Consider the following 19,692-nt stretch of genomic DNA (forward strand, 5'->3'; position numbering starts at 1 on the left):
TGCCACGAGGCCATAGACCTCTTTTTGGGGTGGCCGGGGCCGGATTTCGGGGCTGATGCCGGGTTTTCACGGGGCCCTCGCATCCAACCGGGCCGTATTCAGGCCCCAAGGGGAGTAACATCATGTGGACCGATGAACGCGTGGAACTGCTGAAGAAGCTCTGGGCCGAAGGCCTGAGCGCCAGCCAGGTTGCCAAGCAGCTCGGCGGCGTGACCCGCAATGCGGTGATCGGCAAGGTGCATCGCCTCGGATTGTCGGGCCGCGCCACGCCGAGCCGCCCTGCCCGCTCGCGTCCCCAGGCGCCCCGCACGCTGGTGCGCGGCCGTCCGGACCCGCTGACGGCGGAAGCGCGCGGCGAGGAGCGGTTGCGCGACATGGATGCGGAGAGGGCCGAAACGGTCCATGAGGAACGCGGCCTCGAGCCGATCCAGCGGGCGACCGTTCTCACTCTCACCGAACACACCTGCAAATGGCCCATCGGCGATCCGGGCCGTCCGGGCTTTCATTTCTGCGGCCGCGGGGCGGAACACGCTTCGCCCTATTGCACGGAACATGCGCGGATGGCCTACCAGCCGGTGCAGGCGCGGCGAAACCGCGAGCGCGACCGGATGCGCAAGGACCGTCTCGTAAGCTGAGAGAGCTATCGGCTCCGCCGTCCCCCTGAAGGCGGGTGGGGGACGGTTCGGGGGGCCCATGAGGGGAAGGAGCAGGCATCCATGGGCCCATGGATGCCTGCTTTTTATTGGGCAGAGTTCTAGTTGTGGAACTGCTCGTCCAGCGAATAGCCCGCCGAGCGGACGGTGCGGATCGGATCCTTCTCGCCCTTGTCGTTGAGCGCCTTGCGCAGCCGGCCGACATGAACGTCGACGGTGCGGGCCTCGACATAGACGTCGGAGCCCCAGACGGCGTCGAGCAACTGCTCGCGGCTGAAGACGCGGCCCGGATGCTGGATCAGATGGTCGAGCAGGCGGTATTCGGTCGGCCCGAGATGGACTTCGCGCTCGCCGCGGCGGACGCGGTGGGCAGCGCGATCGATCACGATATCGCCGAAGGTGACTAGGTCTTCCGTGAGTGCGGGACGGATGCGCCGCATCACGGCGCGAATGCGCGCGAGCAACTCCGTCATCGAGAACGGCTTGGTGACGTAGTCGTCGGCCCCGGTGTCGAGACCACGGATGCGATCCGCTTCCTCGCCGCGCGCGGTAATCATGATGATCGGCATGTTGCGCGTCTCGGGCCGGCCCCGCAAGCGGCGGCACAGCTCGATGCCGGAAAGGCCGGGCAGCATCCAATCGAGCAGCACGAGGTCGGGCGTCACCTCGCGAATCAGCAAGGCTGCTTCCTCCCCGTCGGAGGCGGCCACGACCTTGTATCCTTCCTTGTCGAGGTTGTACTGGAGGAGCGTCAGCAGCGCCTCTTCGTCCTCGACGATCATCACTACAGGTTTCATTCTGCGTTCGAACTGGCTGCGGTCAAGCGGACCCCGCTCCGTATGGGCCGTTTCGGGCCGAATCTGATCAAGTTCCACCGAAGCCTGACCCTGTTCGCCGCGACGAGCAAGCGTTATTGCCATGGCGCGCGCCTCCTCTAATTGCCGGTTTTGACGGCTGTGGTACTGGTCGTGTCGCCCTTGGGGCGTTCGTCGATCACCCATTGACCGGTGACCAGATAGTTGACCGTCTCGGCGATATTCGTCGCGTGATCGCCGATGCGCTCGATGTTCTTTGCGATGAAGAGCAGATGGGTCGAAACCCCGATGGTACGCGGGTCTTCCATCATGTAGGTGAGCAGTTCACGGAAGACCGAATTGTACATGGCGTCGATCTCTTCGTCGTCGCGCCACACTTCCATCGCGGCTTGCGCCTCGCGGCTCGAATAGGCGTCGAGCACCTGCTTGAGCTGGCGCTGGGCGAGCCGGCCCATGCGGGAAATTCCCTGAATGAGGCGGTTGGCGCCTTCGAAGTCGTTCTGAAGAACCATCGCGCGCTTGGCGATATTCTTCGCGAGGTCGCCGATGCGCTCGAGGTCGATCGAAATCTTGATCGCCGCGATCGCCTCGCGCAGGTCCGCTGCCATCGGCTGGCGCAGGGCAATGAGGCGAATGGCGTGATTTTCAATCTCGGACTCGAGCACGTCGATGCGCTGATCCTCGCGGATCGTGCGTTCGGCGAGTTGCGTGTCCCGCCTTACGATGGCTTCTATCGCCGCCGACAGTTGAGCCTCCGTGAGGCCGCCCATCTGGGCGATTTGCGCGGAGAGCCCGTCCAACTCTTCCTGAAAGGACTTAACGATATGCTGGGTCACACCCGGTTCTCCTGTTGGCCTCGTGGTATCTGTCCATATACATCGGTCAGCCGAAGCGGCCGGTGATGTAGTCCTGCGTACGCTGGTCGCTCGGATTGGTGAAGATGAGATCGGTCTCGCCTTCCTCAACCAACCTGCCGAGATGAAAGAAGGCCGCGCGCTGCGAGACGCGCGCCGCCTGCTGCATCGAATGCGTCACGATGACGATGGTGTAGCGCTCGCGCAGTTCGTCGATCAGTTCCTCGATGCGCGCCGTCGCGATCGGATCGAGCGCCGAGCAGGGCTCATCCATAAGGATCACTTCGGGGTTCACCGCGATGGCGCGCGCAATGCAGAGGCGCTGCTGCTGGCCGCCTGAAAGACCGGTGCCCGGCTCCTTCAGGCGATCCTTGACCTCGTTCCAGAGGCCGGCGCGCTTCAGGCTGACTTCGACGATCTCGTCCATCTCCGAACCGGCCCTGGCTTTGCCATGGATGCGCGGGCCGTAGCAGATGTTGTCGTAGATCGATTTCGGAAACGGGTTCGGCTTCTGGAACACCATGCCGACGCGCGCGCGCAGCAACACCGGATCTATCTTCGGATCGTAGATATTGGCGCCATCGATCTCGATCGTGCCCGTCACGCTGCAGATGTCGATGGTGTCGTTCATGCGGTTGATGCAGCGCAGGAAGGTCGACTTGCCACAGCCGGACGGTCCGATGAACGCCATGACCTGCCGCCCCGGAATGTCGATGGTCACGTCGAAAAGCGCCTGCTTCTCGCCGTAGAAAACCGAAACATTGCTGGCCGCGACCTTGATCTCGTGCCCATCCGTCCGAGTCGCGGCCGCGCCCGAAAGCACGCCGGTCGTTTCCGCCGTCTTGTCCATAATCATTCCCGAGGATTCAGTGGTTGCCATAGCCGTCATGTGTGTCACCACTTTCTTTCAAATCGTTTGCGCATGTAAATCGCGATTGCGTTCATGCAGACCAGAAACCCGAGCAGAACGATGATGGCCGCCGAGGTCCGCGAGGTGAAACCGCGCTCCGGGCTGTCGGCCCAGATGTAAATCTGGGTCGGCAGCGCCGTGGAGGGATTGAACATGCTCTCCGGTGCGGCTGTGATAAATGCGTTCATGCCGATCAGAAGCAAGGGGGCCGTCTCGCCGAGCGCCTGCGCCAAGCCAATGATGGTGCCGGTCAGAATGCCCGGCATGGCGAGCGGCAGCACGTGATGGCCCACCGTCTGCATTTTGGAGGCGCCGACGCCGATGGCCGCTTCGCGGATCGAGGGCGGCACGGCCTTCAGGGCGGCGCGGGTGGCGATGATGATGGTCGGCAGCGTCATCAGCGACAGCACGAGGCCGCCGACGATCGGCGCCGAACGCGGCATGCCGAAGAAGTTCAGAAAGACGGCGAGTCCGAGCAGACCGAAGACGATGGATGGCACGGCGGCGAGGTTGTTGATGTTGACCTCGATGATGTCGGTCCAACGGTTCTTCGGTGCAAACTCTTCAAGATAGACCGCCGCGGAAATGCCCACGGGGAAACTCACCAGGAAGCAGATGAGCAGCGCGTAGAACGACCCGACGAGAGCCCCCCACAAGCCGGCCTGCTCCGGAAAGCGGCTGTCGGCATTGAAGATCATGCCCCAGTTGAAGGGTGCGGTGATGCGATCCTGCTCCACCAGGCGGTCATACCAGCCGATCTGGATATCGCTCACGCGGCGCTGATCGGAGGGGAGATTGCGGTCGATCGCGCCCTTGTGAAGCTGGTCGCCGATATCGGAGAGCGGAAAGGTGAAGGCGACAGTCTTGCCGATAAGCGAGGGATCGGCCACGACCATGTCGCGGAGCTGATACTGGGCGCTGCTCGTAAAAAGCTGGCGCAGTTCGCGCGTTTCCTTCGGCGTATCCACTTCCGGGAATAGGCGCGCGACTGCGTCGGAGAATAACTTCAGATAGCCGGCCGAACGCGGGTCGGCAGGATCAATCTTGTCGGCCGGCAGTTCCACGTCGAGCGTCACCATGGTCTGCGTGATCGCCGGAAGCGCCGTGACTGCGATGGTGCCGACCAGCGCAGCCAGCATGCCGAGCGCAAAGACGATCGCCGTAACGCCATAGAAGCGCAGCCGCCTGTCGGACGCATAGCGCCGCTTCAGCTTTGCATCCGGCTCGTACCAGTTGCCTGTCTGAACGGCGGGCGCGGTGGAGATGGATTTATCACTCATAGCGTTCCCGATAGCGCTTGACGACCTGGAGCGCGACGATGTTGAGCGCGAGGGTCGAGATGAAGAGGACGAGGCCAAGCCCGAAAGCGGCGAGCGTCTTGGGGCTGTCGAATTCGGTGTCGCCGATCAGCAGCGTTACGATCTGCACGGTCACCGTGGTAACGCCTTCGAGCGGATTGGCCGTCAGCGTCGCGGTCAGGCCCGCCGCCATGACGACGATCATGGTCTCGCCGATGGCACGGCTCACCGCCAGCAGGACACCGCCGACGATGCCGGGTAGCGCGGCAGGCAGCAGCACCTGGCGGATCGTTTCCGCCTTGGTCGCGCCGAGCGCATAGGAGCCATCGCGCATCGACTGCGGCACGGCCGAAATCGCATCGTCGGCGAAGGAGGAGATGAAGGGAATGAGCATGATTCCCATCACGCTGCCGGCGGCGAGAGCGCTGTTCGATGCCACGCTCAATCCCATGGAGATACCGAATTCCCGGATCATCGGGGCGACGGTCAGGATGGCGAAGAAGCCGTAGACGATGGTCGGAATGCCGGCGAGAATCTCGAGCAGCGGCTTCACCACGGAGCGAACGCGGTGATTGGCATATTCAACCAGATAAATGGCCGAGAAGAGGCCGACGGGGAGTGCCACGAACATGGCGATGGCGCTGATGAAGATGGTGCCCCAGAAGACAGGAACCGCGCCAAAGGCACCGGCAGCCGCAACCTGATCGGCGCGCATCGGCGTTTGCGGGCTCCATTCCAATCCGAAGAGGAAGGAGAAAACCGGCACGCGAGCGAAGAAGGCGAGGCTTTCGATCACCAGCGACAGGATGATGCCGAGCGTGGTGAGGATCGCGAGGATCGAGCAGACGATGAGACCCCAGCGGATGATGTTGTCGACGCGGTTGCGGGCGCGGAATTCCGGCGAGAGGCGGGAGCGCGCATAGATCATGCCGCCAATGGCAAGTGCCAGCGCGCAGACGGCCATGCCGAGAGACGCAATGCCACGCAGTGCATTGTAGCGTTCAGCCGCGTCGATCAGCGCCTGATCGGGCGTCCCGAAAATCCGTCCGCCCGCGATGCCCTTGATCTCGCTGGCGATGAGCGACATACGCGAGCTTTCGACACCGTCCGTGACGTAGGACGGCAGACCCGCGAGAACGATGCTGTCGATGATCGTGTTCTGGGCGGCGAGCCAGATGAGGACCAGGAGGAAGGCTGGCACGCCGCAGGAAAGAGCGACGAAGTAGCCGTGATAGGCGGGAATGGAATGCATGCCCTGCCCGGCACGCTTGAGGGCACCTGCATTGGCGCGGCCCCAGAGATAGCCGATGAGGGAGAGCGCCAGGACGATCGCGAGAAGTGTGGTGGCAGACATAGGACGGTCCTGACAAACGGACGTTGTTGCACGGTCGGAGAAGATCACCCGGCGCCATCAGGCGCCGGGTGACATGTCGTCCTACTTCTTCGGAGCCGGCATGTTGACCGCGTCCTGCGCGGCCTTCTGCACTGCGGCGCGGCGCGCGTCGGAGAGCACGATCAGGCCGCGCTCCTCGAGATAGCCGCCCGGACCCATGGCTTCATCGCTCGTGTATTCGGCGATGAATTCATTGAGGCCGGGGATCACGCCACGATGGGCGTTCTTGATGTAGAAGAAGAGCGGGCGGGAGATGCCATAGGAGCCGTCCGCAATCGTGTGTTCTTCCGGCACGACACCGTTGACCTTCACGGCCTGCAGCTTGTCCTGGTTTTCATACAGGAACGAGTAGCCGAAGATGCCGTAGACGTTGGGGTCGGATTCAAGACGCTGCACGATCAGGTTGTCGTTTTCGCCGGCTTCGATGAACGGGCCGTCGGTGCGCATGCGCTGGCAGTTCTCCTTGAGGGCCTCCTTGTCGAACAGTTCGAACGCGGGGAACTTCTTGCAGCCCTCGTCCATAACGAGTTCTACCCAGGCGTCGCGCGTGCCGGAGGTGGGGGGCGGGCCCATGACCTCGATGGCGATGTCGGGGAGCGACGGATCGATTTCCGACCACTTCTTGTAGGGGTTGTCGACGATCTTGCCGCCGACTTCGACCTTCGCGGCGAGCGCCTGGAAGAGCTGCGCCTTTGTCAGGTCGAGCTGCTTGCCACTGCGCGATACGGCCATCGAAAGGCCGTCAAAGCCGAGCACGACTTCCGTGATGTCGGTCACGCCGTTCTTGGCGCAGAGTTCGTATTCCGACAGCTTCATGGCGCGCGAGGCGCCCGTGATGTCCGGGTGGCCCGTGCCGACGCCGCCGCAGAAAATCTTCATGCCGCCGCCGGTGCCGGTCGATTCGACGACAGGCGCAGTGGCGCCCGTTTCATTCGCATACTGCTCGGCGGCCGCCTGCGTATAGGGGAACACGGTCGAGGAGCCGACAACTTGGATCTGGTCGCGGGCGTGCGCGACGCCAGCTACCGAAAGTGCAGCGACGGCAACCGTCGCGGCCATCGTCAGGGATTTGAGTTTCACGTTCATTCTCCAGTTTGTGAATGCCGGGCACCGGGCAACCACATCAGCCCCCCAGCGCGCCCGAGCCTTTGACGAATTCGAAGCTGAATTCCATGTGGCTTTAACCTTCAGGCGGGCGGACGCTAGCGGGCCGTCACGAAAGGTTTACGACGGTTCCATGACAGTTTTGCGAAGGTCTGGAAAATGGACGTTTCACCGTGCCGAAGCGGCATCCGGCAGGACCGGCAAAAGCACTGAAAAAGCAGAGCCTTGGCCAAGTTCGCTCTCGATGGCGAGGGTACCTTCGTGACGGTTCACGATGTGCTTCACGATGGCGAGACCAAGCCCCGTGCCCCCCCTCGCACGACTTGCTGCGGGGTCGACGCGGTAGAAGCGTTCGGTGAGCCGGGGGATGTGTTCCTTTGCGATTCCGGGGCCGAAATCGCGGACGGTAAGGCGGACGTAAGGGCGTCCGCCCTTCTCATCCGGGGCCAGGGAAATTTCGATCCGCTTGCCGGAGCGTCCGTAGCGGAGCGCATTGTCGGCGAGGTTCTGCACGACCTGTGCGAGTTCCTCGCGGTCGCCACGCACGCGCGGGAGCCCGGCGGGCGCCGTGACGCCGATCTCGACGCCGTATTGATCGGCGAGTGGCGTCAGCCCGTCCGTCACGTCGTTGACGACACCGAAGATATCTATGGCCTCGGAGGGGCGGACATGCTCGCGCTGCTCGATGCGCGACAGGGAAAGGAGATCGTCGATGAGGTGGCGCATGCGCGTCGCCTGATCCGCCATAATGCCGAGAAATTTCTCGCGCGCCTCGGGATCGTCCTTCGCGTGGCCGCGCAAGGTGTCGATGAAACCGGAGAGCGAGGCGAGCGGCGTCTTCAACTCGTGGCTGGCGAAAGCTACGAAGTCGGCGCGCATCGCTTCGATGCGGCGTGCCTCAGTAACGTCGCGAAGGAGAATAAAGATCATTCTCGACGACCCGCTGGCGCCGTCCGAAACCGGCGCGACGAAAGCGCTGTAGTTTCGCTGCACGGGTACCGGCACCACATATTCGATGGTGCGCGCCTTGCCGTCCGCGATCGCACCGTCGATGGCGGCGATGAGCGGCGCGCTGCGAAGTACGGTTGCGACGTGGCGGCCGGCCGCAGCCCTTCCGATCAAAGGTTCGACCGCGCCGTTGGCGAACAGCACCCGGCCCGAAGCGTCGAGCACGAAGAGGGGATCCGGCAGCCGATTGAGAAGCGCCAGCGCGTTTCCGCCCGCCGCGAAGGCGGGCAACATGCCCTCGCCACCCTGCGATCCGATCCGGATCGGCGTCGTCTCGCCGACGACCATCAGGCGGACAGCCGCGATACCCGCGAGAAAGAGGAACGAGAGAAAGGCCGCGATGGGATGCAGCCCGTCGAGGATCGTCAGCAGCGAGAAGACGATGGCCGCCGTGACGACGAAAGTGCGGGTGCCCGTCCAGCGGGCGACGAAATCGCGCAGCCGCGCCCTGCCCTTGTCCAGCCTCGACTTGTCTTCTACCGCCGCCATGTCGTTCCCGGTTACACGCCGAAATCCCAACTCATGCCCTCGTGGTAGCACTTGAGGACGCTTTTCGCGATGACAATACGATGAACCTCGTCCGGACCGTCGGCGAGGCGCAATGTCCGGGCGCCCTGATACATGCCGGCAAGCGGCGTGTCACCCGAAACGCCGAGGGCGCCATGAACCTGGATGGCACGGTCGACCACGCGCTCGAAGGCGGCGGGCACGAAGACCTTGATGGCCGAGATGTCGACGCGGGAATTGGCACCGTCCTCCATGCGGTGGGCGCAATGGATGGTCATGAGGCGGGCGGCCTGGATGTCCATGTAGCTGTCGGCGATGAAGCCCTGCACGAACTGTTTCGTTTCGAGCTTGCCGCCATGGACCTCGCGGCTTGTGGCGCGCTTGCACATGAGATCGAAGGCGCGCCACATCTGGCCGATCGAATTCATGCAATGAAACACACGGCCTTCGCCGAGCCGGTCCTGCGCGGCCTGATGGCCGGTGCCGGTGCGGCCGAGCTGGTTCCCGACCGGCACGCGGACGTTCTCGTATTTGATCTCGCAGTGGTCGCCGCCCGTGTGGCCCCAGACGGGAACGGAGCGGACGATGTTTACGCCGGGGGTGTCCATCGGCACGATGATCTGGGTCATCTTGTCCTTGACGCCGCCCTTGCCGTCCTTCTCTTCGGTGCGGCACATGACGATGGCGATGTGGGCGCGGCGGCCGTTCGACGTGAACCATTTGTGGCCATTGATGACCCAGTGATCGCCGTCGCGCACGGCGCGGGTCTGGATCGCATAGGGATCGGAGCCCGGCTGGTCGGGCTCCGTCATCGAGAAGCAGCTTTCGATGTCGCCGGCGACGAGCGGCTCCAGCCATTTCTTCTTCTGTTCGGGCGTGCCGTATTTCAGCAGGATTTTCTGATTGCCGGAATTGGGCGCGACGACGCCGAACAGGCGCGCGGAGAAAGGCGACCAGGCCATGATCTCGTTCATATAGGCGTGCTTCAGAAAGCCGATGCCCATGCCGCCATATTCTTCCGGCAGATGCGGCGCCCACAGGCCCTGGTCCTTCACTTTCGCCTTGATCCCGGCACGGACGGCTTCGGCTTCGTCGCCGCCTTTATAGAGCAGCGCCTCGGCCGGGATGATGTCTTCCGTCACGATCTTCGCGGTCATGAGCCGGATGTCGTTGATGCCGTCATCGAGCCCCGGAATCGGTTGCACCTGCATTGGACGTCCTCCCTCGGATCGTTTTGTTTGAGCCAGCATAGAGGGGAGCGGCGCGCGAGGTCCAACGGCTTGCTAAAAGCGGGCGGACGCTGCGTGACATTCGCATGAATTACCGTAGTCTAGCGCCGGATTTACAAAGGTTCAGCGAGGCAGAGGCGGCATGACGGCGATCGACGGTAAACTGGCGGTGGTGACGGGCGCGGCGAGCGGCATCGGGCGGGGCACGGCGCTTGCGCTTGCGAAGCGGGGAGCGCGCCTCGCGATTTCGGATCTCGACAGGGACGGGCTTGCGGAGACGGCGGCGCGGATCGAGGCGCTGGGCGCGAAGGTCACGACCTATCTCGTCGACGTCGCCGACAGGGACGCGGTTTACGCTTTCGCCCAGGAGATCGAGGCGGCGCATGGCGGCGCGGACATCGTCATCAACAATGCGGGCGTCGCGCAGATCGCGCGGGTGGACGAGCTTGCCTATGACGATTTCGAATGGGTGATGAACATCGACTTCTGGGGCATGGTCTACGGCACCAAGGCCTTCCTGCCGCAACTGCAGGTAAAGGGCGGCGGACACATCGTCAACGTGTCGAGCATTTTCGGATTGATCTCGGTGCCGACGCAGGCCGCCTACAATTCCGCGAAGTTCGCCATTCGCGGTTTCACGGAAGCGCTGCGGCACGAGATGAAAGGCACGGACATCCAGGTCTCCTGCGTGCATCCGGGCGGCATCAAAACGAATATCGTCCGTAATGCCCGTTTTTTGCAGAGCACGCAGGCAACGGTGCGCGAGGACGCGGCTTCGGGCTTCGACAAGATCGCAAGGACGACGCCGGAACGCGCGGGCGAGATCATCGTGAACGGCATTGCGCGCAATCGTCCGCGCATCCTGATCGGTATGGATGCGAAAATCGTCGACTGGCTGCAACGGCTCATGCCGGTTTCCTATGGCCGCATCATGTTCCGCGGCGAAGGCAGCCCGCTTGCCGGAGGCGCGGACGCCAAATAGGCGAAGCGATCCGCGCCGGGGAGGCGCGGAAGACTTGCCGAAGGGGGGAGACGGATTGTGACGGGGACAGCAACGGATGCAGAGGGCGCGGCGCGAATGACCGTGCGGCGGATGGGCTTTGCCTATCCGGCCGCGATGAGCGGACACTGGAACAGGCGGCGCCCGGAATTTTCGCAGATCGTGAACGCGGCGTCGCTCGCGATGCCCTATCTCGAACCTTATCTCATCAAGACGATGCGGGAGGCGCGGCCGCAGATCAGCGATGCGGCACTGCTGAGCGCGCTCGACGACTATGTCGCGCAGGAGGCGATGCATTTCCGTCAGCACCGGAAATTCAACGACGAATTGAAGGCGCGCGGGTATCGCTCGATCGAAAAGATCGAAGCGCGGATGGCGGCGGATTATGCGCGGCTGACGGAGACCCGTTCGCTTGCCTTCAACCTTGCCTATGCGGAGGGCTTCGAATCCATGGCGCTGGCGATCGGCGAGATGCTGATCGAGGACCGGGAGTTCCTGTTCGGCGGCGCGGAAAGCGGCGTCGCGTCGCTGGTGCTGTGGCATTTCGTGGAAGAGATCGAACACAAGAATGTCGCCTATGACGTGTTCGAGCATGTGGCAGGCAATTACTTCCGGCGCGTCTACGGCGTTCTTTACGCGACGGCGCATATCATGTGGCTGACGCGCGGGGGCTATCACGCTCTCCTGAAGGAGGACGGGCTCTGGCGCGACCTGCGCTCGCGCGTCGCGCTGGCTTTCCTCCTTGGACGGATATTCCGAAAACTTGCGCCGAAGCTCGCGCGCATCCTGGTGCCGGGCTACAGCCCGCGGCAGGTGGCCGACCCTGACTGGGCACTCGCATGGGCGGCGCTCTTCCGCGCCGACAACGAGGCCGCTGCGCGGCTCGACACGAACCGACTTGCCTCACCCCACCCCATCGCGATGACATCCGGAGAGACAGAATGAGCCAGGAAGCACAAGCAACCAATGATGCGGCGAGCATGGCGGGGCGGATGCGCGCCTTTCTCTTTCTGAACGGGATCGGGCTTTTCGTTCTTGCAATCGTCATCGGCTGGATCTGGTTTTTCGCGCTGCTCGGGCGCGTCGTGTTGTGGCCGCTGCCGATCGATGTGCCGGTGTCCATACCCGACGACGGACGCGCATGGCGGATGGCGCATATGGAAGGCATTACGCAAGGCTTGATGCTGATGGCACTTGGTCTCGGGGGACAATTCATGCGGCTGACGCGCAAGCAGTTCGCGTGGTTTTTCTGGTCGGCGCTCGTGACCGCGTGGTTGTTCACGGTACCGACGATCTTCAACGCGATGTTCGGCACGAGGGGCCTCGCCTTTGGCGGCGGGCCGTTCAAGGCGGGGCTGGCGAACGACGTGATCTATCTTTTCGGGTGGCCGCCGGTGGTGGCGGTTCACATCATGCTGGGGCTGGCGGCGCTGGGCGTCTGGCGGCATATAAGGGCCTCAGAATAACGCTCCGTCTACGGAGCAAGTGGCACTTGTCCCCGCCCTAAAGGGGCCGGTTATCCCCGGTTTCGGGGGCTCTGTCATCGAACTGTCATCGATCTGTCACAAAACGTTTTCGGGGTCGCTTCGAGGGTCGCGGAGAGGCTCCGGGACGGTTTGTCCCCGCCCTCCTCACTCTCCGGCAGCAGCCCGGGGACGAGTGGTCCCGGGGACTTATCCCCGCCCCCGGCCGGACGGGAGGCAAAAAATTTGCAAAAAACTTGTCCCCGGGGTGTCATTCCCATTCCCGGGGATTAATGCGGAGCGTCGCTGTACGTCCCTCGGCCCCCGCCCCAAACGGCCGTTGGCCGTTTGACCCTCCCCCTAGGGAGGGCGAGAAGGAAATGGACGAGCGGAGGGATGACACCGCCCCCCCCCCCCGGTTGACAAGCGGGCGCGGCTGTATGACCTAATGGGGCCATACGCAATGACCGGGCCCCTCTGACGGCTTCCACCCCCGCCATGTCGGCATTGTTCATCTTCACGGATGGCATGGAAGATCGCCCGAATTGGACCTCCCGGATTTCCTGTTTCTGTTTTTTCTCGGCAAGCCGCTCTGGATGTGGGCGGGCTTCATTGCGCTTGTCATTTCGCTGCTGGCGCTCGACCTCGGCGTGTTCCACCGCAAGCAGCACGCGATCGGCGTTTCGGAGAGCCTGAAACTTTCGGCCTTCTATATCTGTCTCGGGCTCGCCTTTGGCGGTTTCGTCTGGTGGTGGATGGGGCCGGACAGCGGGCTCAAATATCTGACCGGCTTCGTGATCGAAAAGAGCCTCGCGGTCGACAATCTTTTCGTCATCGCGATGATCTTCGCGCATCTCGCGATCCCGCGCGAATACCAGCACCGCGTTCTCTTCTGGGGCATTCTCGGCGTGATCGTGCTGCGCGGCATCATGATCGGGCTCGGCGCGACGCTGGTGGAGCGGTTCGAATGGATCCTCTGGTTCTTCGCGGCCTTCCTCATCTATAGCGGCTTCAGGATGCTGTTTGCGGGCGAGGCGGACCAGGCGGAAGAGGAACACGCCGTGATCGGCTTCATGCGGCGGAACTTCCGCGTGACGAAAAGGCTGCATGGCGACCGCTTCTTCGTGCGGCGGCCGGCGGACCGGGAGGGCAAGACGGTGCTCTTCATCACGCCGCTCTTCCTTGCGCTTGTCGTGATCGAGGTGGCGGACGTCATTTTCGCAGTCGATTCCGTGCCCGCGATCTTCGCCATCACGACGGATGCCTATCTCGTCTATACGAGCAACGTGTTCGCGATCCTCGGATTGCGCGCGCTTTATTTCGCGCTCGCCGCCACCATCGAACGGTTCCGCTATCTCAAGCACGCGATCGCGCTGGTGCTGATGTTCATCGGCTCGAAGATCGTGGTGGCGGACATGCTGGACATCGCGAAAATTCCGCCGGCGATTTCGCTCGGCGTGACGGCGGTGCTGCTGACGGGCGGCGTCGCCTATTCGATGTGGCGGACGCGGGGCGAGGCGCCGTTTTGTGCGGAGGATGAGGGTTCGCATCCTCGCGCGTGATGGGGGACGGCCTCGACACGCGATAGTGTCATACCGGTGATCCCGGCTTTCGCCGGGACAGGAGCCGGGACCCAATCCACCTCAATTCTTGTGCGATGTGCCAATAGCTCGGTGCCGGGGCAAACGGCGAGTGCAACAGCCCTTGCTGAGGGAACCAATGGGTCCCGGCTTTCGCCGGGATGACAATTGTTTTTTGGTTTTTGGTGGAAGGCGCCGCCGCTTTTGTCATTCGGGGGCGGGCGGGATATTCTGCGGGACTTCCCCCAAACGGATGGATTTCATGACGGATCGGACTTCGCAGCTCATCGGCCCCGCCTCGCGCGTTTATTTCTCGCAGCGGCTTCGGCTTCATTATGTGGACTGGGGGAACGAGGGGGCGCCGCCGCTGCTCATGATCCATGGCGGGCGCGACCATTGCCGGAACTGGGACTGGACGGCGCAGGCGATGCGCGACCGCTATCACATCATCGCGCCCGATCTGCGCGGGCATGGCGACAGCCAGTGGATGGTGGGGAGCGGCTATGAGCTCAACGATTACGTCTACGACATCGCGCAACTGATCCACCAGAAGGGGCTGGCGCCGCTGACCATCATCGCGCATTCGATGGGGGGCGCGGTGGCGCTGCGCTATGCGGGGCTTTATCCCGAGACGGTGAAGAAGCTCATCGTGATCGAGGGGCTGGGGCCCTCGCCGAAGATGCTCAGTGAGCGGAAGGAAATTTCCACCGACCAGCGCATCCGCAACTGGATCGACGAGGTGCGCAAGCTCTCGTCGCGGCAGCCGCGCCGCTACGACTCGATCGAGGATGCCTACAAGCGGATGCAGGGCGAGAACCCGCATCTCTCGCCGGAGCGGGCGCGGCACCTCACCGTGCATGGCGTGAACCAGAACGAGGACGGCACTTACAGCTGGAAATTCGACAATTACGTGCGCGCCTTTTCGCCGGCGGGTTTCGACGAGGAGACCTCGACGAAGCTCTGGGCCCGCATCACCTGCCCGACGCTGCTCATCCGCGGCACGGAAAGCTGGGCGAGCGACCCGGTGGCGGACGGGCGGGCGAAGCATTTCAAGACGGCGAAGGTCGTGGCCGTCGAGGGCGCGGGGCACTGGGTGCAGCACGACAAGCTGGACGAGTTCCTGCGGCTGACGGATGAGTTTCTGGCGGAGTAGGTTTTCGCCGTCTGATTTTTCCATCCAAAACAATTGTCATCCCGGTGATCCCGGCTTTCGCCGGGACAGGAGCCGGGACCCATTGGTTCCCTCAGCAAGGGCGATGGTGCACGGCGCATCGCAGAATGATGCACGGAGCGATGGAGCACGCATCAACGTGGATTGGGTCCCGGCCTGCGCCGGGATGACAATATTTTTTTGTTTTCCTCTTCGCGTCTCCGCGCCTCCGCGTGAGAAACTCTCTGCGGCTCTGCGCCTCTGCGTGCCGATCTCTTCCTTCGCCGGTTGCGGCGGCGTGGATTGGGTCCCGGCTTGCGCCGGGATGACAATTTTTATTTGATCCTTGGACGGAGGGTTTCGCGGCCGTCAGGTCTTCGAGGCTTCCTTCAGGGCCGCCAGCGTTTGTTCGGAGACGGGGGCGGTGAGGGCGCCGGCCAGGGCGTCGAAGAGGGAGGCGACGAAGAAGGCGCGGGCGGCGGCGTTCGTCGTCGCGTCGCCGCGGCGCGTCCAGATGGCAAGCGAGGTGAGCGCCATTTCGACCATCAGGCGCTGGCGCTGCACGGCGATTTCGGGCGGCAGATCGGCGAGCACCGAAATGATGAGCGCGTTGGCGCGCGAGATGCCCTGGAAGCCGCTGCGGAGCGCGACGGTCGGCAGGTCGAAATCGGGATCGTTGAGCACCTGCGCCGCGAAGCGCACGAAGCGCACGCCCTCCTCCGTGTCGAGAAGGCCGGTCAAGGGCTCGAAGGTGGCGCGCAGGATCGCGTGGAGGTCGTCCGCCCCGCCCGCCTCGAGCAGCGCGTCGATGCGCGCCGCGCGGCGCTTGTCGATGGCGCCGACGCGAGCATCGAGAATGGCCTGGACCAGACGCTGCTTGGAGCCGAAGTGATAATGCAGCGCGGACTCGTTGCGCTGGCCGGCGGCGACGTTGATCTCCTTCAGCGTGACGGCATGAAGCCCCCGCTCGCCGAACAGGCGCTCGGCAGCCTCCATCAGACGCGCGCGCGTATCGCCGCGCCGGGAAACCTTATCCGGATTTTCAAGTTCGCTCATACCGGCAGAGAATAATGATCCGCATTACGGGGGTCAATCGAATAGCAAAGACATAGTAAAACCGCAAATACACCCACTTTCTTTATTGTATCATTTTGTAACTATTTGGCATAATATCAAGTCTTGGGGTTTCGGCTACAGGCCGACTACAATGATTACAAGATACGGTTTTCTTCCGATGCTGGCCCTGCTGGCCTGGGGACTCCAGGCGCCCCCGGCCGCCGCTCCCGCGACGGGCGTGGCCGGCCTGACGGGCGACGTCCCCATGGCGGGCGATCCCCCCGGGAGGAGCGGCGCGACGCAGGATACCGGCGAGAAGACGGCCCTCGCGGAGGAACGCGCGCGACTGTCCTATGCCCTCGTGATCGGCAATGAGCGGTATGCAAATTATCCGGACTTCACCGGCGGCGAACTTGCCGCGCGGCGCATGGCAGCGCATCTGGCGGCGAGCGGCTACACGCTGGTGACCGGCGGCGCCGTCATCAACGGCGCTTGGGCGGATGTCAGCTACGCACTGATGGAATTCCGCTCGGCGACGCGGGACGGCGGCATCGGCGTCGTCTATTTCGCCGGCCACACCTATTCCAGGGAAGGCGACAACTTCTTCCTCGCCGTCGATACCGCGGCACCCCGGAGCGAAAAGTTCATCCACACGCTGATTCCGGTCGACACGTTCTGGTCGTTTCCGCGCGGACGGGAGCCGGGGGCGCTGTTCATGGTGCTGGAAACCAAGGGCGCGCTGGGGATGCTGGGAGACAGGATAAAGGGCTCGGGCACGGGGCTCCTCGATTTCGAGACGCCGAGCAACGTCGTCGTGGCGCTGTCGGACGCGGCCGGGGCGGTGACGCTGTGGCCGCAGCAGAGCATCGAGGTGCCGGCGAAAACCGGCATCTGGGAGCGGCTCATGGGCAGCGAGCCGCCGGCCGAACTGCTGCCCTTCACAGCGGCGCTCATCGAAACCAGCGCGCTGACGGAGGGCGACGCCGTGGCGCTGCTGAAGGAGGCATCGCTGCGCGTGGCCGAGGCCACCGCCTTCGTGCAGCAGCCGGCGCTGTTCGCGACCGGGCGCAACGCCTTCGACCTGCAATATTTCAGGCGCGAATTCGAAACGGCGGCAATCAAGCTGCAGAACGCCGTTCCCGACGCGCCGATGAACTTCAGTTCCGACGGGCTCGGCCTTACCAGCATGATCCGGATGTTCGAGGGCTTCCGCGCCGCGCCCTATCTCGACATCGCGGGCATTCCGACGATCGGATACGGACACACGACCGGCGTGGCGATGAGCCAGCCGCCAATCACGGCGGCGGAAGCGGAACAGCTGCTCATCCTCGATCTCGCCAAGGCGGAAGCGGCCATCGACGAGCATGTGACGGTGGAGCTGAACGCCAACCAGCAGATGGCGCTCGCCTCGTTCATCTACAATGTGGGCACGGCGGGCTTTGCCAGTTCACAGGCCTTGCAGATGACGAATGAAGGCCGCTTCGAGGAGGCGGCGGCGGAAATGCTGCGCTGGGTGCATGTGCGGCGGAGCGAGAGCGGCCGGCCCTCGATGGAACCGGGGCTGCTGCGCCGCCGGGAGCTGGAGGCGTTCCTGTTCATCACGCCGGTGACGCCGGTATCGGCCGCCGAAATCATCCGGACCTTCGAGCCGATGTTCGCGGAGATGCGCGATACGGGGTCCGGGCGCCTGATCGGCTATGGACGCCGCGTCGACGATTTCGACGGCGCCTTCGTGCCGCCGACGAGCGTGGACGACGCGCTGGCGCGGGAATGGCTGGAAGAGGACGTGGCGCGGCTCGCGCTGCAGATCGCGGCGGCGGCCGGGGTGCCGCTGTCGCGCGGGCAGATGGCGGCGCTGATTTCCTATGCGCATGATGTGGGCTTCGAGAATTTCTATCGCTCGCCCGTTTTCACCCGGCTCACCCAGGAGGACTATGTGGGCGTGGCCAATGCGCTGCGCTTTGCCGAGGGCTCGCCGGGCAAGGGGCTTCTGCGCGTGGACCAGGGGACGATCAGCCGGCGCGCGGCGGAGGCGAGCCTGTTCTTCGCGAGCACCCATATCGAATTGCCGCGACCGCTCGCCGCGCTGCGCTGAGGCTCAGTCGAAGGGCCAGATGCCGCGATCCCTTGCGGGGAGGCCGAGCCATTCGCGGACCGCATCCTCGGCGGGGCGCGTCTCTTCCCAGACCGGCACGGCCCCCTCGATCGCCTCGCGCGCGGTGGACGAGAAGACCGAAGCGATGAAGGCGAGGCCGAGGACCGTGATCAAGATCGTCAGCAGCGGACCGAAAGCGCGGGCGATCATCTTGGGCGGTTTCCCATGGTGTGCGTCATTGCGCCGGGTTGGTTTGTTGGAGGGCGCTTGGGGGAGTGTCGTCTATCGAGGGATTGTCCGCCAGCGGAGAAAGAGGGGTGAATCCGGCTTCGGCTACATATGAGGTCCGCTCTTGACGGATTACGGACATTCAAAGTATCCGATCTTACGTCGCTTCGGTCGAGATGCTCTACCTACCCGTCCCCACCCTCACCCTTCTCAACCGCAATGCATTCGCTATGACGGAGACGGACGACAGCGACATCGCCGCTGCCGCGAAGACGGGGCTGAGGAGTAGTCCGGATACGGGATATAGAAGCCCGGCGGCTATGGGCACGCCGGCGGCGTTGTAGGCGAAGGCGAAGAAGAGGTTCTGGCGGATGTTGCGCATGGTGGCGTGGCTGAGCTCGCGGGCGCGGAGGATGCCGGTCAGGTCGCCTTTCACCAGCGTGACGCCGGCGGATTCCATGGCGATGTCGGTTCCCGTTCCCATCGCGATGCCGACATCGGCCGCCGCCAGCGCGGGGGCGTCGTTGATGCCGTCGCCGGCCATGGCGACGATGCGGCCTTCGGCCTGAAGACGCTTCACGACTTCGCTCTTTTGCTCGGGCAGGATTTCGGCTTCGACTTCGGCGATGCCGATTTCGCGTGCGACCGCTTCGGCCGTGCGGCGGCCGTCGCCTGTCAGCATGACGATGCGGATGCCGAGCGCGCGGAGGCCGGCGAGGGCTGCGGCGCTGGTGGGCTTTACCGGGTCGGCGACGGCGGCGAGGCCGGCGAGCGCGCCATCGACCGCGAGGAAGACGACGGTGGCGCCGGTGTCGCGCAGCGCATCGGCGCGGGGGGCGAGCGGGGATGTGTCCACATTCAGCTCGCGCATCAGCACGGCATTGCCGAGCGCGACGCGGCGGCCTTCGATAGTGCCGGTGACGCCCTTGCCGGAGGGGGCGTCGAAATCCTCCGTGTCCGTCAGTTTCAGGCCTTCGGCTTCGGCCGCGGCGACGATGGCGGCGGCGAGGGGGTGTTCGCTGCCGCGCTCGAGGCTGGCGGCGAGGCGGAGGAGTTCGGCACGGTCGAAGCCGGGCGCGGGCTCCAGCGCCTTGAGCACGGGCTTTCCTTCGGTGATGGTGCCGGTCTTGTCGATGACCAGCGTGTCCACTTTTTCCAGGCGCTCCAGCGCGGCGGCATTGCGGATCAGCACGCCGAGCGAGGCGCCCCGCCCCGTCGCCACCATGATGGACATGGGCGTGGCGAGGCCGAGCGCGCAGGGGCAGGCGATGATGAGGACGGAGACGGCGGCGACCAGCGCGTGAGCGAGCGCGGGCGCGGGGCCGAAGAGGCTCCATGCGGCGAAGGCG

General features: G+C 64.1%; 18 protein-coding genes. 7 read left to right on the top strand and 11 right to left on the bottom strand.

Features of this window, described 5'->3' with window-relative positions:
• Positions 1-122: 122 nt before the first annotated feature.
• Positions 123-635 (top strand): GcrA family cell cycle regulator, encoded by a 513-nt coding sequence (locus Q8S60_RS06345; protein WP_305275826.1) that lies wholly within the window; start codon positions 123-125, stop codon positions 633-635.
• A 119-nt stretch (positions 636-754) separates the two neighbouring features.
• Here Q8S60_RS06345 and phoB read toward each other — a convergent pair whose 3' ends face one another.
• The 8 genes from phoB to Q8S60_RS06385 form a co-directional block, all read right to left on the bottom strand.
• The gene (phoB, locus tag Q8S60_RS06350) at positions 755-1,450 is read right to left on the bottom strand and encodes a phosphate regulon transcriptional regulator PhoB (RefSeq protein WP_305668437.1); all 696 of its coding nucleotides are present in this window, start codon (positions 1,448-1,450) and stop codon (positions 755-757) included.
• 137 nt (positions 1,451-1,587) lie between these two features.
• Positions 1,588-2,304: a phosphate signaling complex protein PhoU gene (gene phoU, locus Q8S60_RS06355; RefSeq protein ID WP_305275824.1), complete on the bottom strand. Its 717-nt coding sequence runs from the start codon at positions 2,302-2,304 to the stop codon at positions 1,588-1,590.
• Between the two features lie 46 nt (positions 2,305-2,350).
• A complete protein-coding gene (pstB, locus tag Q8S60_RS06360) occupies positions 2,351-3,172 on the bottom strand; it encodes a phosphate ABC transporter ATP-binding protein PstB (RefSeq protein ID WP_305275823.1) in 822 nt (273 codons plus the stop codon).
• A 44-nt stretch (positions 3,173-3,216) separates the two neighbouring features.
• Entirely contained in the window at positions 3,217-4,512 is a 1,296-nt protein-coding gene (pstA, locus tag Q8S60_RS06365; RefSeq protein WP_305275822.1) for a phosphate ABC transporter permease PstA, read from the bottom strand.
• Positions 4,505-5,884, bottom strand: a complete 1,380-nt coding sequence (gene pstC / locus Q8S60_RS06370; RefSeq protein WP_305275821.1) for a phosphate ABC transporter permease subunit PstC — start codon at positions 5,882-5,884, stop codon at positions 4,505-4,507. Before pstC ends, pstA begins: the two co-directional genes overlap by 8 nt.
• A gap of 81 nt (positions 5,885-5,965) precedes the next feature.
• Positions 5,966-7,009 carry a substrate-binding domain-containing protein gene (locus Q8S60_RS06375; RefSeq protein ID WP_305275820.1) on the bottom strand — a complete coding sequence of 348 codons (1,044 nt, stop codon included), beginning with the start codon at positions 7,007-7,009 and terminating at the stop codon, positions 5,966-5,968.
• Positions 7,010-7,195: 186 nt separating this feature from the next.
• Entirely contained in the window at positions 7,196-8,524 is a 1,329-nt protein-coding gene (locus Q8S60_RS06380; protein WP_305275819.1) for an ATP-binding protein, read from the bottom strand.
• Between the two features lie 11 nt (positions 8,525-8,535).
• The gene (locus Q8S60_RS06385; RefSeq protein ID WP_305275818.1) at positions 8,536-9,753 is read right to left on the bottom strand and encodes an acyl-CoA dehydrogenase family protein; all 1,218 of its coding nucleotides are present in this window, start codon (positions 9,751-9,753) and stop codon (positions 8,536-8,538) included.
• Positions 9,754-9,913: 160 nt separating this feature from the next.
• Between Q8S60_RS06385 and Q8S60_RS06390 the strand changes: the two genes are divergently transcribed.
• From Q8S60_RS06390 to Q8S60_RS06410, 5 genes are all read left to right on the top strand, one after another.
• Positions 9,914-10,753: an SDR family oxidoreductase gene (locus Q8S60_RS06390; RefSeq protein WP_305275817.1), complete on the top strand. Its 840-nt coding sequence runs from the start codon at positions 9,914-9,916 to the stop codon at positions 10,751-10,753.
• Between the two features lie 57 nt (positions 10,754-10,810).
• Positions 10,811-11,716: a metal-dependent hydrolase gene (locus tag Q8S60_RS06395; RefSeq protein ID WP_305275816.1), complete on the top strand. Its 906-nt coding sequence runs from the start codon at positions 10,811-10,813 to the stop codon at positions 11,714-11,716.
• The gene (locus Q8S60_RS06400) at positions 11,713-12,237 is read left to right on the top strand and encodes a hypothetical protein (protein WP_305275815.1); all 525 of its coding nucleotides are present in this window, start codon (positions 11,713-11,715) and stop codon (positions 12,235-12,237) included. The genes Q8S60_RS06395 and Q8S60_RS06400 overlap by 4 nt, the downstream gene beginning before the upstream one ends.
• 593 nt (positions 12,238-12,830) lie before the next feature.
• On the top strand, positions 12,831-13,796 hold the full coding sequence (locus Q8S60_RS06405; RefSeq protein ID WP_370867264.1) for a TerC family protein: 966 nt from the start codon (positions 12,831-12,833) through the stop codon (positions 13,794-13,796).
• Positions 13,797-14,076: 280 nt separating this feature from the next.
• Positions 14,077-14,967: an alpha/beta fold hydrolase gene (locus Q8S60_RS06410; RefSeq protein ID WP_305275813.1), complete on the top strand. Its 891-nt coding sequence runs from the start codon at positions 14,077-14,079 to the stop codon at positions 14,965-14,967.
• 366 nt (positions 14,968-15,333) lie between these two features.
• Here the strand turns inward: Q8S60_RS06410 and Q8S60_RS06415 are convergent, their stop codons facing one another.
• Positions 15,334-16,020: a TetR/AcrR family transcriptional regulator gene (locus Q8S60_RS06415; protein ID WP_305275812.1), complete on the bottom strand. Its 687-nt coding sequence runs from the start codon at positions 16,018-16,020 to the stop codon at positions 15,334-15,336.
• Positions 16,021-16,171: 151 nt separating this feature from the next.
• Here Q8S60_RS06415 and Q8S60_RS06420 point away from each other — a divergent pair, with 151 nt between their 5' ends.
• On the top strand, positions 16,172-18,115 hold the full coding sequence (locus tag Q8S60_RS06420; RefSeq protein ID WP_305275811.1) for a glycoside hydrolase family protein: 1,944 nt from the start codon (positions 16,172-16,174) through the stop codon (positions 18,113-18,115).
• A 3-nt stretch (positions 18,116-18,118) separates the two neighbouring features.
• On the opposite strand, the gene Q8S60_RS06425 is transcribed toward Q8S60_RS06420, so the two are convergent.
• Together Q8S60_RS06425 and Q8S60_RS06430 are read right to left on the bottom strand one after the other, a co-directional pair.
• A complete protein-coding gene (locus Q8S60_RS06425) occupies positions 18,119-18,325 on the bottom strand; it encodes a hypothetical protein (protein WP_305275810.1) in 207 nt (68 codons plus the stop codon).
• A 199-nt stretch (positions 18,326-18,524) separates the two neighbouring features.
• Positions 18,525-19,692, bottom strand: a 1,168-nt coding sequence (locus tag Q8S60_RS06430; RefSeq protein WP_305668438.1) for a heavy metal translocating P-type ATPase, incomplete at its 5' end; no start/stop codon positions are given.

The organism is Parvibaculum sp. (assembly GCF_030694575.1).
Lineage (GTDB): Bacteria > Pseudomonadota > Alphaproteobacteria > Parvibaculales > Parvibaculaceae > Parvibaculum.

Coding starts and splice junctions, on each gene's coding strand:
- Q8S60_RS06345 (WP_305275826.1), top strand. CDS start 123: ATGTGGACCGATGAACGCGTGGAACTGCTGAAGAAGCTCTGGGCCGAA.
- phoB (WP_305668437.1), bottom strand. CDS start 1,450: ATGAAACCTGTAGTGATGATCGTCGAGGACGAAGAGGCGCTGCTGACG.
- pstB (WP_305275823.1), bottom strand. CDS start 3,172: ATGGACAAGACGGCGGAAACGACCGGCGTGCTTTCGGGCGCGGCCGCG.
- pstA (WP_305275822.1), bottom strand. CDS start 4,512: ATGAGTGATAAATCCATCTCCACCGCGCCCGCCGTTCAGACAGGCAAC.
- pstC (WP_305275821.1), bottom strand. CDS start 5,884: ATGTCTGCCACCACACTTCTCGCGATCGTCCTGGCGCTCTCCCTCATC.
- Q8S60_RS06375 (WP_305275820.1), bottom strand. CDS start 7,009: ATGAACGTGAAACTCAAATCCCTGACGATGGCCGCGACGGTTGCCGTC.
- Q8S60_RS06380 (WP_305275819.1), bottom strand. CDS start 8,524: ATGGCGGCGGTAGAAGACAAGTCGAGGCTGGACAAGGGCAGGGCGCGG.
- Q8S60_RS06385 (WP_305275818.1), bottom strand. CDS start 9,753: ATGCAGGTGCAACCGATTCCGGGGCTCGATGACGGCATCAACGACATC.
- Q8S60_RS06390 (WP_305275817.1), top strand. CDS start 9,914: ATGACGGCGATCGACGGTAAACTGGCGGTGGTGACGGGCGCGGCGAGC.
- Q8S60_RS06400 (WP_305275815.1), top strand. CDS start 11,713: ATGAGCCAGGAAGCACAAGCAACCAATGATGCGGCGAGCATGGCGGGG.
- Q8S60_RS06405 (WP_370867264.1), top strand. CDS start 12,831: ATGTGGGCGGGCTTCATTGCGCTTGTCATTTCGCTGCTGGCGCTCGAC.
- Q8S60_RS06410 (WP_305275813.1), top strand. CDS start 14,077: ATGACGGATCGGACTTCGCAGCTCATCGGCCCCGCCTCGCGCGTTTAT.
- Q8S60_RS06415 (WP_305275812.1), bottom strand. CDS start 16,020: ATGAGCGAACTTGAAAATCCGGATAAGGTTTCCCGGCGCGGCGATACG.
- Q8S60_RS06420 (WP_305275811.1), top strand. CDS start 16,172: ATGATTACAAGATACGGTTTTCTTCCGATGCTGGCCCTGCTGGCCTGG.
- Q8S60_RS06425 (WP_305275810.1), bottom strand. CDS start 18,325: ATGATCGCCCGCGCTTTCGGTCCGCTGCTGACGATCTTGATCACGGTC.